Annotated in this window: 6 protein-coding genes; 4 read left to right on the forward strand and 2 right to left on the reverse strand. The window is 67.4% G+C overall.

Features of this window, described 5'->3' with window-relative positions:
- Positions 1–49: 49 nt before the first annotated feature.
- The gene (locus N4261_RS10205) at positions 50–9520 is read right to left on the reverse strand and encodes an SPM autocatalytic domain-containing protein (RefSeq protein WP_261760041.1); all 9471 of its coding nucleotides are present in this window, start codon (positions 9518–9520) and stop codon (positions 50–52) included.
- A gap of 724 nt (positions 9521–10244) precedes the next feature.
- A complete protein-coding gene (locus N4261_RS10210; protein ID WP_261760042.1) occupies positions 10245–10919 on the reverse strand; it encodes a GntR family transcriptional regulator in 675 nt (224 codons plus the stop codon).
- A gap of 304 nt (positions 10920–11223) precedes the next feature.
- Here N4261_RS10210 and scpA point away from each other — a divergent pair, with 304 nt between their 5' ends.
- From scpA to N4261_RS10230, 4 genes are all read left to right on the forward strand, one after another.
- Entirely contained in the window at positions 11224–13368 is a 2145-nt protein-coding gene (scpA, locus tag N4261_RS10215; RefSeq protein ID WP_261760670.1) for a methylmalonyl-CoA mutase, read from the forward strand.
- Positions 13369–13382: 14 nt separating this feature from the next.
- Entirely contained in the window at positions 13383–14564 is a 1182-nt protein-coding gene (gene meaB / locus N4261_RS10220) for a methylmalonyl Co-A mutase-associated GTPase MeaB (RefSeq protein ID WP_435532027.1), read from the forward strand.
- Positions 14557–16089 carry an acyl-CoA carboxylase subunit beta gene (locus N4261_RS10225; protein ID WP_261760043.1) on the forward strand — a complete coding sequence of 511 codons (1533 nt, stop codon included), beginning with the start codon at positions 14557–14559 and terminating at the stop codon, positions 16087–16089. Before meaB ends, N4261_RS10225 begins: the two co-directional genes overlap by 8 nt.
- 265 nt (positions 16090–16354) lie before the next feature.
- Positions 16355–18409, forward strand: a complete 2055-nt coding sequence (locus N4261_RS10230) for an acetyl-CoA carboxylase biotin carboxylase subunit (RefSeq protein WP_261760044.1) — start codon at positions 16355–16357, stop codon at positions 18407–18409.
- Positions 18410–18466 lie beyond the last annotated feature (57 nt).

Raw genomic sequence — 18466 nt, forward strand, 5'->3', positions numbered from 1 at the left:
GCGCTCAATGGCAAACCGGGGGCACAAGGCCCCCGGCTTCTTACAGGTCTCAGATCAGCGGCGTGTTGTTCACATCGTCGTCATGCAGCTTGGGCTTGTAGGCCGCGGCCAGCAGGTCGTGGTTGATGTGCTCGGCGGTCGACGTCGCCGCAGTCGCCGTTCCGGCCGCTGCCGCGGTGGTGCCGGCAGCCGTGGCGGCCGTGCTGGCCGGGTCGCCCAGCAGGTTGCCGGTGGGCGCCGCCAGCAGGTCGCCCAGCTGCACCGTGGAGGCGCCGGTGGCGGTCTGCGTGGCGCCGTCCTTGGCGAACCAGACGTCGGTCATCTCATGCGTGCTGCCATCGGACTTGGTGAAGCTCGACACCAGACCCAGGACGTTGCCGTTGTCCACCGCCGTGCCCTTGACGGCGCCCAGGTTGAGGTCGCTGATGCCCAGATCCACCAGGCCCTTCAGCTCACCGGCATCGGTCTTGCCGTCATGGTTGGCATCGACCCAGACCGACAGCTTGTTGAAGGCCGTGTCCTGCGCATTGATGTGGCCGTCGTGGTTGGTGTCCAGCGAGGCGAGGGCGGTGAAGCCGTCCGCACCCTTCTGGCCATTGACCACCGTGCCGGCGCCGAACAGTTCCGCACCGCTGTTGACCTGGCCGTCGCCGTTCAGGTCCATCGCCAGCAGACCGTCGTTGCCACCCACCCAGCCCCACTTGTCGGTGTGGCCGGTGTTGTTGACGTCGAAGTTCACGCCGTTGCTGGCCGACAGGGTCTGGATGCCGTTGCCATCCAGGTCCAGCACGATCGGGCTGGCCAGGAACGGGGCATTGATCTGCTCGTTGCTCCAGCCGGCCTTCTGGTCGGAGGTCATCGCCAGCACCTGCTCCATGTTCATGGAGGCCAGATCCTGGGTTTCCCAGCCGACGAACTGGTCCGACGTCATGGCGACGATCTGGTCGGTCGTCAGGCCCTGGATCTGGATCGAGGTCAGCGCATGGATGTCCTCGGAACCGAAGGCCAGGATCTGGTCGGTCGAGAAGGCATGCACCTGGGCCGAGGTCATCGACATGAAGTGGCTGCTGGTCAGCGCACCGATGTCGTCCGTGGTCAGTGCCGCGATCTGGTCCGTGCCCAGGGCGCGGATCTGGGCGGTGCTGAACTCGTGGATCTGCTCGGTGGTCAAGGCCGCGATCTGATCCGTGCCGAAGGCATGGACCGCGGCGGTGCTCAGCGCGTGGATGCCGGCGGTCGTGATGGCGCCGATGTCGGCGGTTTCGATGCCGATGATCTGCGAGCTGCCCACCGCGCTCCACTGCGAGGCCGTCAGCGCATGGATCTGGTCGGAGCTGAAGGCTTCGAAGTCCGCGGAGCCGAAGGCCCGCATGTTGGCGCTGCTGATGACCGCGAGGTCACCGCTGTCCAGGGCCGCCACCTGTTCGGTGGTCAGAGCTTGCAACTGGGCCGAGTTCAGGGCGAAGACCTGGCCGGAGGTCAGGGCCTGCACATCGTCGGTGACCAGTTGGCTGACCTGCAGCGTGCTCAGCGAGGCCACCTGGGCGGTCGACAGGGCCGCGATCTGGTTGGAGTCCAGCGCCTCCAGTTGAGCGCTGTCCAGCGAGCGGATCGCCAGGGTGCTCAGGGCGCGCAGGTCCACCGTCTCGAAGGCGGCGATCTGGTCGGTGGTCAGGCCGTCGACCTGGGCCGAGCTCAGCACCGCGGCCTGGGTCGAGCTCAGGGCCACGATCGCGTCCGTGCTCAGCGCACCGATCTGGGCGGAACCGAGGGCCTGGATCTGGGTCGAGGTCAGCGCGGCGACATCCTCGCTGGTCATCGTCGAGACCTGGGCCGTGGTCAGCGCCTGGATCTGGGTGTTGCTCAGGGCGCGGATCTGGCTGCTGGTCAGCGCATTCAGGTCGTCGCTGGTCAGGTTGGCGATCTGCGCCGTGGTGAACGACGCGACCTGGGTCGTGGTCAGCGAGCTGATCTGGTCGGAGTTCAAGGCTTCCAGCTGGTCGCTCGAGAGCGCACGCAGGGCCACCGTGGACAGCGACTTGAGGTCACCCGATTCGATCGCCGCCATCTGGTCGGTCGTCAGACCCAGCACCTGGGCGGAGCTCAGGGCCGCGACCTGGGTGGAACTGAGCGCCACCACCGCATCGGTGGCCAGCGCGCCGATCTGGGCCGAGTTCAGCGCCTGGATCTGGGTGGAGCTGAAGGCCGCCACGTCCTCGCTGGTCATCGTCGACACCTGACCGGTGGTCAGGGCGGCGACTTGCTGCGTGGTCAGGGCGCGGACCTGGGCGCTGGTCAGCGCATTCAGGTCGTCGCTGCTCAGGTTGCTCAGCTGGCCGGTGGTCAGCGACGAGACCTGCTGCGTGGTCAGCGCGGCCATCTGGTCGGAGCCCAGGGCATCGAGCTGGTCGCTGGTCAGCGACCGCAGGGCGACGGTGGTGATGGCCTTGAGGTCACCGGTTTCGATCGCGGCGATCTGGTCGGTGGTCAGGCCGGCCACCTGCCGGGAGCCGAGGGCGGCGACCTGCTGCGAGCTCAGCGCGACGATCGCATCCGTACCCAGCGCGCCCACCTGGGCCGAGCCGAGGGCGGCGATCTGATTCGTCGCCAGGGCGGCCACGTCGGCCGTCTCCAGGGTGCTGAGCTGATCGGTGGTCAGCGCGGCCACCTGGGCGGTGGACAGTGCCTTGATCTGCGCGCTGGTCAGCGCGTTCAGGTCGTCGCTGGTCAGGTTGCTGATCTGGCCGGTGGTCAGGGCGGCGACCTGGTTGGTCGTCAGGGCGGCGATCTGATCGCTGCCCAGGGCTTCCAGTTCAGCCGAGGTCAGGGCGGCGACCTGGCCGGTGGTCAGGGCGCGCAGTTGCGCCGTGGTCATCGCAGCGAAGTCGTCGGTGGCCAGTTGCGACACCTGGGCGGTCGTCAGCGACGACACCTGGGTGGTGCTCAGGGCCTGGACCTGGTCGGAGCTCAGCGCTTCCAACTGGTCGCTGGTCAGGGCCCGCAGGGCGACGGTGGACAGCGACTTCAGATCCGCCGATTCGATCGCAGCGATCTGGTCGGTGGTCAGTCCGGCGACCTGGCGAGACGTCAGCGAAGCGACCTGGTTCGAGGTCAGGGCCACGACGGCATCGGTGCTCAGCGCGCCGACCTGGGCCGAGCTGAGCGCGGCGACCTGGGCGGTGGTGAGCGACTGCACATCGTCGCTGGTCATCGTCGAGACCTGGCCGGTGGTCAGGGCGGCCACCTGCTGGGTCGACAGCGCCTTGATCTGGGCACTGGTCAGTGCGTTCAGGTCATCGCTGGTGAGGTTGCTGACCTGGCCGGTGGTCAGGGCGGCGACCTGTTGCGTCGTCAGCGCGGCGACCTGGTCGGAGCCGAGGGCGTCGAGCTGGTCCGAGGACAGCGCCTGCAGGGCATTGGTGGTCAGCGACTTGAGGTCACCGGTCTCGAGGGCGGCCACCTGGTCGGTGGTCAGGCCGAGCACCTGGCGGCTGCTCAGCGCGGCCACCTGGGTGGAGCTCAGCGCCACGATCGCGTCGGTGCTCAGCGCACCGAGCTGGGCCGAGCTGAGCGCGGCGACCTGTTGCGAGGTCATCGCGGCCACGTCGGCCGACTCCATGGTGCTGACCTGGCCAGTGGTCAGGGCGGCGACCTGCTGGGTCGACAGCGCCTTGATCTGGCCGCTGGTCAGCGCATTGAGGTCGTCGCTGGACAGGTTGGCGACCTGGGCCGTGGTCAGCGCACCGACCTGGGCGGTCGTCAGCGCGGCGATCTGGTCGGAGCCCAGGGCGTCGATCTGGTCGGTGCCCAGGGCACGCACGGCCACGGTGGACAGCGCCTTCAGGTCACCGGTCTCGATGGCGGCCATCTGGTCGGTCGTCAGGCCGGCCACCTGGCGGGTGGTCAGCGCAGCGAACTGGGTGGAGCCCAGCGCGACGATCGCGTCGGTGCTCAGCGCGCTGATCTGGCCGGAGCTGAGGGCGGCGACCTGGTTGGTCGTCAGCGCGGCGACGTCATCGCTGGTCATCGTCGAGACCTGGCCGGTCGTCAGCGCGGCGACCTGCTGGGTCGACAGCGCCTTGATCTGCGCGCTGGTCAGCGCGTTCAGGTCGTCGCTGGACAGGTTGCTCACCTGGCCGGTGGTCAGGGCCGACACCTGCTGGGTGGTCAAGGCGGCGATCTGGTCGGAGCCCAGGGCATCGAGCTGGCTGCTGTCCAGGGCGCGCAGCGCGGTGGACGACAGGGCCTTCAGGTCACCGGTCTCGAGGGCGGCCATCTGGTCGGTCGTCAGGCCCGCCACCTGCTTGGTGGTCAGCGCGGCGACCTGGGTGGAACCCAGCGCGACGATGGCATCGGTGCTCAGCGCGCCGATCTGGCCGGAGCTCAGGGCGGCGACCTGGTTGGTCGTCAGCGCAGCGACGTCGTCGCTGGTCATCGTCGAGACCTGGTCGGTGGTCAGCGCGGCGACCTGCTGGGTCGACAGCGCCTTGATCTGCGCGCTGGTCAGCGCGTTCAGGTCATCGCTGCCCAGGTTGCTGATCTGGCCGGTGGTCAGGGCAGCGACCTGGTTGGTCGTCAGGGCGGCGATCTGGTCGCTGTCCAGCGCCTCGAGTTCGGCCGAGCTCAGCGCGGCGACCTGGCCGGTGGTCAGGGCTCGCAGTTGGCCGGTGGTGAGGGCGGCGAAGTCGTCGGTGGCCAGTTGCGAAACCTGGGTGGTCGTCAGCGACGACACCTGGTTGGTGCTCAGGGCCTGGACTTGGTCGGAGCTCAGCGCTTCCAGCTGGTCGCTGGTCAGCGCACGCAGGGCGACGGTGGACAGCGCCTTCAGGTCGGCCGATTCGATCGCGGCGATCTGGTCGGTGGTCAATCCGGCGACTTGGCGAGACGTCAGCGAAGCGACCTGGGTCGAGGTCAGGGCCACGACCGCGTCGGTGCTCAGCGCGCCGACCTGGGCCGAGCTGAGCGCGGCGACCTGGGCCGTGGTGAGCGACTGCACATCGTCGCTGGTCATCGTCGACACCTGGCCGGTGGTCAGCGCGGCGACCTGCTGGGTCGACAGCGCCTTGATCTGGGCACTGGTCAGCGCGTTCAGGTCATCGCTGCTCAGGTTGCTGACCTGGCCGGTGGACAGGGCGGCGACCTGGGTGGTCGACAGGGCGGCGACCTGGTCCGAACCCAGCGCGTCCAGCTGGCTGCTGTCCAGCGCGCGGATGGCGGCGGTGGAGAGCGACTTGACGTCCGCGGTTTCGAGCGCGGCCATCTGATCAGTGGTCAGACCGGCCACCTGGCGGCTGGTCAGCGCGCCGACCTGCACCGAGCTCAGCGCCACGACCGCGTCGGTCGACAGCGCACCGACTTGGCCGGAGCTCAGCGAGCCGATCTGGCCGGTGGTGAGGGCGGCGACATCGTCGCTGGTCATGGTGGAGACCTGGCCGGTGGTCAGCGCGGCGACCTGCTGGGTCGACAGCGACTTGATCTGGCCGCTGGTCAGCGCATTGAGGTCGTCGCTGGTCAGGTTGGCGATCTGGCCGGTGCTCAGCGCGGCGACTTGCACCGTCGACAGCGCTTCGATCTGGTCGGAGCCCAGGGCATTCAGTTGGTCGCTGGTCAGGGCACGCAGGGCGGCACTGTTCAGCGCGCGGAGGTCACCGGTTTCCAGCGCAGCGACCTGGTCGGTCGTCAGGCCGGCCACCTGCCGGGTGGTCAAGGCACCGACCTGGGCGGAGGTCAGGGCCACGACGGCGTCGGTCGACAGCGCACCGATCTGGCCCGAGCCCAGCGCCTGGATCTGGTTGGTGGTCAGGGCAGCGACGTCGTCGCTGGTCATGGTCGAGACCTGGTCGGTGGTCAGGGCGGCGACCTGCGCGGTGGACAGGGCCTTGAACTGGCCGCTGGTCAGCGCATTGAGGTCATCGCTGGACAGGTTGGCGATCTGGCCGGTGGTCAGCGAGGCGACCTGCACCGTCGACAAGGCGGCGATCTGGTCGGAGCCCAGCGCATCGAGCTGGCTGCTGTCCAGGGCGCGCAGGGCGACGGTGGACAGGGCCTTGATGTCGCCGGTTTCGAGCGCGGCCATCTGGTCGGTCGTCAGACCGGCCACCTGGCGGCTGCTGAGTGCGCCGACCTGGGCGGAGCTCAGGGCCGCGACGTTCTCGGTGCTCAGCGCGCCAATCTGGCCGGAGCTCAGGGCGGCCACCTGGGCGGTGGTGAAGGCCTGGACGTCGGCGCTTTCCATGCCGGCGATCTGGCCGGTCGTCAGCGCGGCCACCTGGGCGGTGGACAGGGCGCGGATCTGGGCGCTGCCCAGGGCGTTGAGGTCGTCCGTGGCCAGCGCCACCACCTGCTGGGTGCTCAGCGCGGCGACCTGGGCGGTCGTGAGCGCGGCGACCTGGTCGGAGCTCAGGGCATCGATCTGATCGGTGCTCAGGGCACGCAGGGCCTGGGTGCTCAGGGCCTTGACGTCGACGGTCTCGATCGCACCGACCTGGTCGGTGGTCAGGCCGCCGACCTGGCGGGTGTTCAACGGGGCGATCTGGGACGAGCTCAGCGCGGCGACGTTTTCGGTCGACAGCGCACCGACCTGACCGGAGCTCAGCGCGGCGATCTGGTTGGTGGTGAGCGCCTGCACATCGTCGCTGGTCAGGGTCGAGACCTGCGCGGTGGTCAGGGCGGCGATCTGGGTGGTGCTCAGGGCCTTGATCTGGGCGCTGGTCAGCGCATTCAGGTCATCGCTGGAGAGGTTGGCGATCTGCGCCGTGGACAGCGCGGCGACCTGGGCGGTGGTCAGCGCGGCGATCTGGTCGGAGCCCAGGGCATCCAGCTGGCTGCTGTCCAGCGCGCGGATGGCGGCGGAGGACAGGGCCCGCAGGTCGCCCGTCTCCAGGGCGGCCATCTGGTCGGTCGTCAGGCCCGAGGCTTGGCGGGTGCTCAGGGCGGCGACCTGGCTGGAGCTCAGCGCCACGATGTTGTCGGTCGACAGGGCACCGATCTGCGACGAGCTCAGGGCCTGCACCTGCGAGGAGGTCAGGGCCTGGACGTCGGCGCTTTCCATGCCGGCGATCTGGCCGGTGGTCAGCGCGGCGATCTGGGCGGTGCCCAGGGCGCGGATCTGGGCGCTGCCCAGGGCATTGAGGTCGTCGGTGGCCATGGCGGCCACTTGGCCGGTGGTCAGCGCGGCGACCTGGCCGGTGGTCAGTGCGCCGACTTGGTCGGAGTTCAGCGCATCGAACTGGTCGGTGGTCAGCGAGCGGATCGCGGCGGTGGACATGGCGCGCAGGTCGCCGGTCTCCAGGGCCGCGACCTGGTCGGTCGACAGACCGGCGATCTGCCGGGTGCTCAGGGCGGCCACTTGACCGGAGGTCAGGGCGGCGATGTTGTCGGTGGACAGGGCACCGATCTGGGTGGAGCTCAGCGCGCTGACCTGGCCGGTGGTGAGGGCCTGGACATCGGCGCTTTCCATGCTGTTGACCTGCTCGGTCGACAGCGCGGCGACCTGGGCGGTGCCCAGGGCGCGGATCTGGGCGCTGCCCAGGGCATTCAGGTCATCGGTGGCCATGCCGGCCACCTGGCCGGTGGTCAGGGCGGCGATCTGGCCGGTGGACAGCGCGCCGACCTGGTCGGAGTTCAGCGCGGCGAACTGGTCGGTCGTCAGCGAGCGGATGGCGCCGGTGGACATGGCGCGCAGGTCACCGGTCTCGATGGCGGCCATCTGGTCGGTCGACAGGCCGGCGATCTGGCGGGTGCTCAGGGCGGCGACTTGACCGGAGGTCAGGGCGGCGATGTTGTCGGTGGACAGGGCGCCCACCTGCGACGAGCTCAGGGCCTGGACCTGGGCGGTGCTCAGGGCCTGGACATCGGCGCTTTCCATGCCGGCCACCTGGCCGGTGGTCAGTGCGGCGACCTGGGCGGTGCCCAGGGCGCGGATCTGGGCGCTGCCCAGCGCATTCAGGTCATCGCTGGACATGGCGGCCACCTGGCCGGTGGTCAGCGCGGCGATCTGGCCGGTGGTCAGCGCGCCGACCTGGTCGGAGTTCAGCGCATCGAACTGGTCGGTGGTCAGCGAACGGATGGCATTGGTGGACAGCGCGCGCAGGTCACCGGATTCGATCGCGGCCACCTGGTCGGTCGACAGGCCCGCCAGTTGGCGGCTGCTCAGCGCGGCGACCTGGGCCGAACCCAGGGCGACGATGGCATCGGTGCTCAGCGCGGCCACCTGGCCGGAGCTCAGGGCCTGGATCTGACCGGTGGTCAGGGCCTGGACATCGGCGGTTTCCATGCCGGCGACCTGGTCGGTCGACAGCGCCGCGACCTGGGCGGTGCCCAGGGCGCGGATCTGGCTGCTGTTCAACGCATTCAGGTCATCGGTGGAGAGCACCGACACCTGACCGGTCGTCAGGGCGGCCACCTGGGCGGAGGTCAGCGCGGACACCTGGTCCGAATTCAGGGCTTCGAACTGGTCGGTCGACAACGCACGCAGCGTGCTGGTCGAGATCGCCTTCATGTCGTCCGAGCTGATCGCAGCGATCTGGTCGGTCGTCAGGCCCTTGATCTGGATGGACGAGAGTGCGCCGATCTGGCCGGAGCTCATCGCCTCGATGGAATCGGAGCTCAGCGCGCCCAGCTGGGTCGAGCTGAAGGCCCGGACCTGGGCGGTCGACAGGGCCTGCACATCCTCGCTGGCCAGGCCGCCGAGCTGGTCGGTGGTCAGGGCGGCCAGTTGGGCGGTGGTGATGGCGCGGATCTGGTTGGTGTCCAGCGCGGCGATCTCGTCGCTGCTGAACTGGCGGATCTGGCCGGTGGTCAGCGCACTGATCTGCGCGGTGGTCAGCGCGGCGATCTGGTCGGAGTTCAGCGCAGCGACCTGGTCGGTGCCCAGCGACTTCACCGCGGCGGTGCTCAGCGAGTGCACGGCGTCGGAGGTCAGCGCGGCGGCCTGGTCGGAGGTCAGTGCGCCGGCCTGGGTGCTGGTGATGGCCTGGGCCTGCTGGGTGGTGAGGGCGGCCACGCCTTCGGTCGAGATGGCGGCAACCTGCTGCGAGCTCAGCGCGCGGATCTGTTCAGTCTTGAGGGCCTGCAGGTCGTCCGAGACCATGGTGCCGATCAGGCTGGTGGTGATGGCGGCCACCTGCTGCGAGCTCAGCGAACGGATCTGGTCGGAGCCCAAGGCGTTCAGGTCGTCGGATTCCAGGCCGCGCACCTGCTGGGTGCTCAGCGAGGTGACCTGGCGGGTCGTCAGGCTGCCGAACTGGTCCGAGCCCAGCGAATTCAGCTGCTCGGTGCTGAAGGTGCGGACGGCCGCCGTGCTGAGGGCGCGCAGGTCATCAGACTCGATGGCGGCGATGTTGCTGGTCGTGAAGAACGACACAGCCTTGGTGCCCAGGGTGGCGAACTGGGAGGTCGTCAGGGCCTGGAACTGGTCCGAGGTGAAGGCGGCCCAGTCTTCGCTGGTCAGTCGGGCGAGCGTCGTGGACGTCAGCGCCTGGATCTGGTCGGTGGACAGGTTGGTAATCAGCGATGCCATCTTGGAGCTCCGTGCGCTATGGGCTGTTGCGCCCATAGGCGCTTCGTTTATCGATCTCTAACTTCCAGCGGCAAGCCGCTTCGGGATGCCGTCATTCGGGTTTTCGGACGCTGAATGACAAACTTGAGCTAGCCCGGACATGGTATGGCTCACTTCTTTACGTTGAAGCAAACAAAAGGGCGTGGAGTCGGCCTCAGTTCACGCTTACATGTCAGACGTAAAGCCCGCGAATGCGGGGTCAGAGTGGCTGGACAAGATCGACGTTCATCCCGCGTTCATCGGGGTTGTCGGCGATTCGGCCCGGAACTTGAGCGCGGCGATGTCTTCACAGACCTGTAACAGAGCGGGCGAAATCCGCCGCCCGTGATGGATGTCTCAAACCGGCCGGGCATATCTCGATAACTATCTCGCGCGGGTTTGTGACCTCCGTGAAAAGGTTGGCAAACGGCGCCGAAGGAGATGTCGGCAAGAATCCCGAAAGTTCTTCTGATTCTCCAAAAAGGTCTTTCAAAACGACGTTTGGAAGGTCGTTGCAAAGGCGGAGGAACGGACATTCAAATCCGATCGAAGAACAAAAGCATTCAGGCGGCGTTGATCTCGCGTTCAGGGATGACGATTCCGTGATCGAGTTGGCCATTCGGTGGGGAAGGGCGTCGTGGCGACGCGACCGCCTCGGCCTCCGAGGGGCGTCGTCGGTCGACCGGGCTTGCCCGTCGGGCCGACCTCAATCGGCCGCGTGCTGAGTTGCTCGGAGGCCGTTGTCGAAATGTCGACGCACCAACTCGGCGCTGCGCACGGCGTCGCCCGCCAGGATGGCCGCCAGGATGTCGCGGTGCTCCTGCAGCGATTCCTGCAGCCGTCCCTGCATGAACAGCGAGTGATGGCGGTTGAGCTTCATCACCCGGCGCAGGTCGGTGATGAACTGCATGCGCCAGCGATTGCCGTCGATCTCGATGATGCGCAGGTGAAAGCGCTCATTGGCGGCGAAGAAGCGCTCGCGCTCGTCCAGCGCGGCCTCGAGTTCGTCATGCAGCGACTGCAGCTCGACCCGCTGCGCCTCGTCGGCCGCCTGCGCCACCTGGGCGGCGGCGTCGCTCTCCAGCAGCGAGAGGAGTTGGTAGGCCTCGCGCACGTCCCGCTCCGACATCTCGGTCACATAGGCGCCGCGGCGCACCCGCATGGTCACCAGGCCTTCGCTGGCCAGCACCTTCAGCGCTTCCCGCATGGGCGTGCGGCTGATGCCGAGTTCGGCGCAGAGCTTGAGCTCGTCAATCCAGCTGCCGGGTTCCAGCTCGCGCGCAAAGATGCGCTGGCGCAGCCGCTCGGCGACCTCTTCATAGAGGGCGCGGGGTGCAAGCGGGGTCAGCGGGCCAGGGGCCGGCGAGGCGGAGGTCGACATGGATGTCGGAAGCGGGTGAAAAAAGCGGGTGAAAAAAGCGGTTGGAGGCTGGAGTGTAATCAAACCTGAATTCATAATTATGAATTGGCGCGGCGCTATGATCTGCCGCTTCCAGGAGTCCGCCATGTCGAACAAACACCAGGTCCCCGCCGCTACGCCGTCCGCCACCAGCGGTCCGACCGTGTCGAACACCGCTTTGAATGCGACGCCAGGCGACGCTGCTGCCGCCGGTGCTGGCGCCGGGACGAATGCTGCCGCTGGCGCTACGGCCGCTGCAGCGTCCCAGGTCGGTGCGTCGGCGCCCATGACCTTCGCATCGGCGACCCTGGCGCAATGGCACAAGGCTGCGGCCAAGTCCGCGCCCGGGGGCGATCCGTCGGCCCTGAACTGGCACACGCCGGAAGGCCTGGTGGTCAAGCCGCTCTACACCGCGGCGGACACCCGGGATCTGCCCTACGCCGACACCTTGCCTGGCTTCGAGCCCTTCCTGCGTGGTCCGCAGGCCACGATGTATGCGGTGCGCCCCTGGACGATCCGCCAGTACGCCGGCTTTTCCACCGCCGAGGAAAGCAATGCCTTCTATCGCAAGGCGCTGGCGGCGGGCGGGCAGGGCGTGTCGGTCGCCTTCGACCTGGCAACCCACCGCGGCTATGACTCCGACCATCCGCGGGTGACAGGCGACGTCGGCAAGGCCGGCGTGGCGATCGACTCGGTGGAAGACATGAAGATCCTGTTCGACGGCATTCCGCTGGACAAGGTCTCGGTGTCGATGACGATGAACGGCGCGGTGCTGCCGGTGCTGGCGGGCTATGTGGTCGCGGCGGAAGAGCAGGGCGTGTCGCAGGCGCAGCTCAGCGGGACCATCCAGAACGACATCCTCAAGGAGTTCATGGTCCGCAACACCTACATCTATCCGCCGGCGCCGTCGATGAAGATCATCGGCGACATCATCGAGTACACCGCGCAGCACATGCCGAAGTTCAACTCGATCTCGATCAGCGGCTATCACATGCAGGAGGCGGGCGCGAACCAGGCGCTGGAGCTGGCGTTCACCCTGGCCGACGGCAAGGAGTATGTGAAGACCGCTATCGCCAAGGGCATGGATGTGGACGACTTCGCCGGTCGGCTGTCGTTCTTCTGGGCGGTGGGGATGAACTTCTATCTGGAGATCGCCAAGATGCGGGCCGCACGGCTGCTCTGGTGCCGGATCATGAAGGGCTTCAATGCCCAGAACCCGAAGAGCCTGATGCTGCGCACCCACAGCCAGACCTCCGGCTGGAGCCTGACCGAGCAGGACCCCTACAACAACGTGGTGCGGACCACCATCGAAGCGATGGCCGCCGTGTTCGGCGGCACCCAGTCGCTGCACACCAACTCGCTGGATGAGGCGATCGCGCTGCCGACCGAGTTCAGCGCCCGCATCGCGCGCAACACCCAGCTGATCATCCAGGAAGAGACCCACATCACCAACGTGATCGATCCCTGGGCGGGCAGCTACCTGATGGAGTCGCTGACCCAGGACATGGCCGACAAGGCCTGGGAGATCATCCAGGAGGTCGATGCGATGGGCGGCATGACCCAGGCGGTGGATTCCGGTTGGGCCAAGCTGAAGATCGAGGCCAGCGCGGCGGAGAAGCAGGCACGGATCGACAGCGGCAAGGACGTGATCGTGGGCGTCAACAAATACCGGCTGGCCAAGGAAGACCGGGTGGAGATCCTGGAGGTCGACAACGTCAAGGTGCGCGACAGCCAGATCGCCCGGCTGCAGCGCATCAAGGCCGAGCGCGACACCGCGGCGGTGCAGGCGGCGCTTGCCGCGCTGACGGCGGCGGCCCAGTCCGGCCAGGGCAACCTGCTGGCACTGAGCATCCAGGCCATGCGCCTGCGGGCCACGGTGGGCGAGATCTCCGACGCGCTGGAAGTCGTCTACGGCCGCCACCGCGCCGACACGCAGAAGGTGACCGGTGTCTATGCCGCTGCCTACGACTCGGCCGAAGGCTGGGCCAAGCTGCAGGATGAGATTGCCGCCTTCGCCGAGGACCAGGGCCGTCGGCCTCGGGTGATGATTGCCAAGCTCGGCCAGGACGGCCATGACCGCGGCGCCAAGGTGGTGGCCACCGCCTATGCCGACCTGGGCTTCGATGTCGACATGGGTCCGCTGTTCCAGACCCCTGAGGAATGCGCCCGACAGGCCATCGAGAACGATGTGCATGCGGTGGGCGTGTCGACCCTGGCCGCCGGCCACAAGACGCTGGTGCCGGCCATCATCCAGGCGCTGAAGGACCAGGGCGGGGACGACATCGTCGTCTTCGTCGGCGGCGTGATTCCGGCGCAGGACTATGACTTCCTCTACCAGGCCGGCGTGAAGGGCATCTATGGCCCTGGCACGCCGATCCCGGCGAGCGCGAAGGATGTGCTGGAGCAGATCCGCAAGACCGTCGCCGCCTGAGCGGAACCCACGCCGTGAATCGTTCGTCACCGGCTTCCCATCCGCTGGCTGCCGCGCTGCTCGGCGGGCCTGGACCGGCCCAGCGTCGCGCGGTGGCCAAGGCCATCACGCTGCTGGAGTCCACCCGGGCGGACCATCGCGCCCAGGCCGATGCGCTGCTCACCGAATTGCTGCCCCACACCGGGCGCTCGCTGCGGCTGGGCATCTCCGGTGTGCCGGGGGTGGGCAAGAGCACCTTCATCGAGGCGCTGGGCCTGTCGCTGATCGCGCAGGGCCACCGGGTGGCGGTGCTGGCGGTGGATCCGTCGAGCTCGCTGTCGGGCGGCTCCATCCTCGGCGACAAGACGCGGATGGAGCGGCTCTCGATGGATGAGCGCGCCTACATCCGCCCCAGCCCGGCCAGCGGCACGCTGGGCGGCGTGGCGGAGAAAACCCGCGAGGCGATGCTGGTCTGCGAGGCGGCGGGCCATGACATCGTGATCGTCGAGACGGTGGGCGTGGGTCAGAGCGAAACCGCGGTGGCGGGCATGACCGACATGTACTGTCTGCTGCAACTGCCCAATGCCGGCGACGACCTGCAGGCGATCAAGAAAGGCGTGATGGAGCTCGCCGATCTGGTCGTCATCAACAAGGCCGACCTGGACGCCGCTGCGGCGACCCGGGCCCAGGCGCATATCACCTCGTCGCTTCGTCTGCACGGTTGGCGCGGCCGGAGCGAGCGCGTCGGGCGCCCTGACCGCCCCGACCGCGGCGACCCTGCGGCACCGCCCGCCGATCCTCACGAGACCACGGCCTGGCAGCCGCGGGTGCTGCGGATCTCGGCGTTGAAGGCCGAGGGCATCGACGCGTTCTGGCAGGCGGTGACCGACTTCCATTCACAGCAACAGGCCAATGGCGGCTTCGACGACAAGCGCCGGCATCAATCGCTTGCCTGGATGTGGGACCGCATCCAGGCGGGGCTGAAGCAGCAGTTCAAATCCGCGTCCGCAGTGCGTGAGGCGCTGGCGGACACCACGGCGCGGGTGCTCGACGGGCAGTTGGCCGCCTCCACGGCCGCCCGTGAACTGCTGGCGATCTTTTCCGGTGACCGGAGCGCTCCGCTGCGCCCGGTGCCGACCGTTCCCCAGGACACAGACCCAGGCCCGCATCCGGACCGGATGCCAGGCCCAGACCAAGAGGACCGACGACATGCATGACATTCAACAGATGCTCGAGGCCAAGCGCGAGAAGGCGCGACAGGGCGGCGGTGAGAAGCGCATTGCCGCGCAGCATGCCAAGGGCAAGCTGACCGCGCGTGAGCGGCTGGATCTGCTGTTCGATGACGGCACCTTCGAAGAGTGGGACATGTTCGTCGAGCACCGCTGCGTGGACTTCGGCATGGCCGACAACAAGATCCCGGGCGACGGCGTGGTGATCGGCTACGGCATGATCAATGGCCGCATGGCCTTCGCCTACAGCCAGGACTTCACCGTCTTCGGCGGTGCGCTGTCCGAGGCGCATGCCGAGAAGATCTGCAAGGTGATGGACCAGGCGATGAAGGTCGGCGCGCCGGTGATCGGCCTGAACGATTCCGGCGGCGCCCGCATCCAGGAGGGCGTGGCCTCGCTGGGCGGTTATGCGGAGGTGTTCCAGCGCAATGTGATGGCGTCCGGCGTGATCCCGCAGATCAGCATGATCATGGGGCCGTGTGCCGGCGGCGCGGTGTATTCGCCGGCCATGACCGACTTCATCTTCATGGTCAAGGACAGCAGCTACATGTTCGTCACCGGCCCCGAGGTGGTGAAGACGGTGACCCATGAGGAGGTCACCGCGGAGGAACTGGGCGGCGCATCCACCCACACCTGCAAGAGCGGCGTGGCCGACCTGTCCTTCGACAATGATGTCGAAGCGATCCTGATGCTGCGGCGCTTCTTCAACTACCTGCCGTTGAACAACCGCGAGAAGGCCCCGTGCCGACCCAGCGGCGATCCGGGGGCGCGGCTGGATTACTCGCTGGACACGCTGGTGCCGGAGAACCCGAACAAGCCCTACGACATGAAGGAGCTGATCCTCAAGGTGGTGGACGACGGCGACTTCTTCGAGCTGCAGCCCGATTACGCGAAGAACATCCTCACCGGTTTTGCGCGGATGGATGGCCAGACCATCGGCATCGTGGCCAATCAGCCGCTGGTGCTGGCGGGCTGCCTGGACATCAAGAGCAGCATCAAGGCCGCGCGGTTCGTGCGGTTCTGCGATGCGTTCAGCATTCCGGTGGTGACCTTCGTCGATGTGCCGGGCTTCATGCCGGGCACCAGCCAGGAGTACGGCGGCATCATCAAGCATGGCGCCAAGCTGCTGTATGCCTATGCCGAATGCACCGTGCCCAAGGTGACGGTGATCACCCGCAAGGCCTATGGCGGTGCGTATGACGTGATGAGCTCCAAGCACCTGCGCGGCGATGTCAACTTCGCCTGGCCGAATGCGGAGATCGCTGTGATGGGCGCCAAGGGCGCGGTGGAGATCATCTTCCGCGAGGACAAGCACGATCCCGCCAAGCTGGCCGCGCGGGAGGCGGAGTACAAGGCGCGGTTTGCCAATCCGTTCGTGGCGGGCGCGCGGGGCTTCATTGATGACGTCATCCAGCCGCATGAAACCCGCAAGCGCATCAGCCGGTCGCTGGCGATGCTGAAGGACAAGAAGCTGGAGAACCCGTGGCGCAAGCACGGCAACATCCCGTTGTAGTTTTGGGCCCCCCAGTCGCTTCCGCTCCTGCCCCCAGGGGGCGCCATCCAGCGGCCCGGCAAAGCCGGATCCGCGGACGTGGCTTGACGATGGCCGGGCTGCGCCGGCCGGTGGGGCCGGGAGGGCTGCACGGCGGTTGGCGATGGCTGGGGTGAGGCGCTTTGTGGGGCGCTTGTGGGGTGGTGGAGACGTTGTGTGGTCTTGAGTGCGATGGTGGGCCTGTGGCTGCGCTGGCGGACTGAACCTGCTGAGATAGGGAATTGAGATGTTCAAGAAGATCCTGGTGGCGAATCGCGGTGAGATTGCGTGTCGCGTGATCAAGACGGCGAGAAAAATGGGCATCGCGACGGTCGCGGTGTATTCGGAAGCCGACAAGGACGCGCGCCATGTCGAGTTGGCCGACGAGGCCGTGTTGCTGGGCCCCGCGCCGTCACGCGAGTCCTATCTGGTGGCCGACAAGATCATCGCGGCCGCCAAGCAGACCGGCGCCGAAGCGATCCATCCCGGCTATGGTTTCCTGTCCGAGAACGAGGACTTCGCGCGTCGCGTCGAGGAAGAAGGCCTGGTGTTCATCGGCCCCAAGCACCATTCGATCGCGGCCATGGGCGACAAGATCGCGTCCAAGAAGCTCGCCAGTGAAGCAAAGGTCAACACCATCCCCGGCCACAACGAGCCCATCCTCTCCGCCGAAGAAGCAGTGACGATCGCCCAGCGCGTCGGCTATCCGGTGATGATCAAGGCCAGCGCCGGCGGCGGTGGCAAGGGCCTGCGCGTGGCCTTCAACGACAAGGACTGTTTCGACGGGTTCACCAGCTGCCGCAACGAGGCCCGCGCCAGCTTCGGCGACGACCGCGTGTTCATGGAGAAGTTTGTCGAGCAGCCCCGCCACATCGAGATCCAGGTGCTCGGCGATGCGCAAGGCCATGTGGTCTATCTGTGGGAACGGGAATGCTCGATCCAGCGCCGTCATCAGAAGGTGATCGAGGAAGCGCCGTCACCCTTCATCAGCGAAGCCACCCGGCGCGCCATGGGCGAGCAGGCGGTGGCTCTCGCCCAGGCGGTGAAGTACCAGAGCGCCGGTACGGTGGAGTTCGTGGTCGGCAAGGACCAGTCCTTCTACTTCCTGGAGATGAACACCCGCCTTCAGGTGGAGCATCCGGTCACCGAATGCATCACCGGTCTGGACCTGGTGGAGCTGATGATCCGCGTCGCCGCCGGTGAACCGCTGCCGTTCACCCAGCAGGACATCCAGCGCGATGGCTGGGCAATCGAATGCCGCATCAATGCCGAAGATCCGTTCCGCAACTTCCTCCCGTCCACCGGCCGCCTGGTGAAGTACCAGCCGCCCGAAACGTCGATGGAGGCTGCCGGTGACGAACGCTTCGGCGTGCGGGTGGACACCGGCGTCTACGAGGGCGGCGAAATCCCGATGTTCTACGACTCGATGATCGCCAAGCTGATCGTGCATGGTCGCGACCGGGAGGACGCCATCGCGAAGATGCGCGAGGCGCTCAACGGCTTCGTGATCCGCGGGATCTCCAGCAACATCCCGTTCCAGTCGGCGCTGCTGGCGCATCCGGATTTCCGCAGCGGCAACTTCAACACCGGTTTCATCGCCCAGCACTACAGCGGCGGCTTCCATGCCGAAGATGTGCCGCATGACGATCCGGACTTCCTGGTGGCCCTGGCCGGCTTCATCCGGCGCAAGGCACGCGAGCGCGAGGCCGGCATCACCGGCCAGTTGCGCGGGCATGAGGTGCGGATCGAGCACGACCATGTGGCGGTGGTCCACGAAGGCGAGGGCCGCTATCGCCGTCATCCGCTGAGCATCACCGAATACGTCGGCGCGCTGGGTGAGGCGCTGGTGAAGGTCGGCGGGCCCCAGGGACGGACCTATCGCATCGTCAGTCTCTCGCGGCTGAACGACATCCGCATCGTCGGCACGGTCAATGGTCAGCCCTTCGTGGCCCAGGCCGAGCGCGGCACGCCGAAGGCGCCGCTTGCTTATCGCATCCAGCACAGCGGTCGGGCGATCGAGGTGACGGTGTTGTCACCGCGCGCCGCTGAGCTGCAGGCGCTCATGCCCTACAAGGCGCCGCCGGACACCAGCAAGCTGCTGCTGTCGCCGATGCCGGGCCTGCTGGTGAACATCGCGGTGCAGCCGGGCCAGGTGGTGCAGGCGGGCGAGCGTCTGGCGGTGATCGAGGCGATGAAGATGGAGAACATCCTCACCGCCAGCCAGGACGTGACGGTGGCCGAGGTGCTGGCCAAGGTCGGTGAGAGTCTGGCGGTGGACCAATCCATCCTTCGGTTCGAGTGAGGCGCCCGCCATGACTGCATCCAAGGTGACTGCATCCAACGAGACCGCATCCAACGT

It is taken from the genome of Roseateles amylovorans (assembly GCF_025398155.2).
GTDB lineage: Bacteria > Pseudomonadota > Gammaproteobacteria > Burkholderiales > Burkholderiaceae_C > Roseateles > Roseateles amylovorans.

Coding starts and splice junctions, on each gene's coding strand:
- N4261_RS10205 (WP_261760041.1), bottom strand. CDS start 9,520: ATGGCATCGCTGATTACCAACCTGTCCACCGACCAGATCCAGGCGCTG.
- N4261_RS10225 (WP_261760043.1), top strand. CDS start 14,557: ATGCATGACATTCAACAGATGCTCGAGGCCAAGCGCGAGAAGGCGCGA.
- N4261_RS10230 (WP_261760044.1), top strand. CDS start 16,355: ATGTTCAAGAAGATCCTGGTGGCGAATCGCGGTGAGATTGCGTGTCGC.
- N4261_RS10210 (WP_261760042.1), bottom strand. CDS start 10,919: ATGTCGACCTCCGCCTCGCCGGCCCCTGGCCCGCTGACCCCGCTTGCA.
- scpA (WP_261760670.1), top strand. CDS start 11,224: ATGACCTTCGCATCGGCGACCCTGGCGCAATGGCACAAGGCTGCGGCC.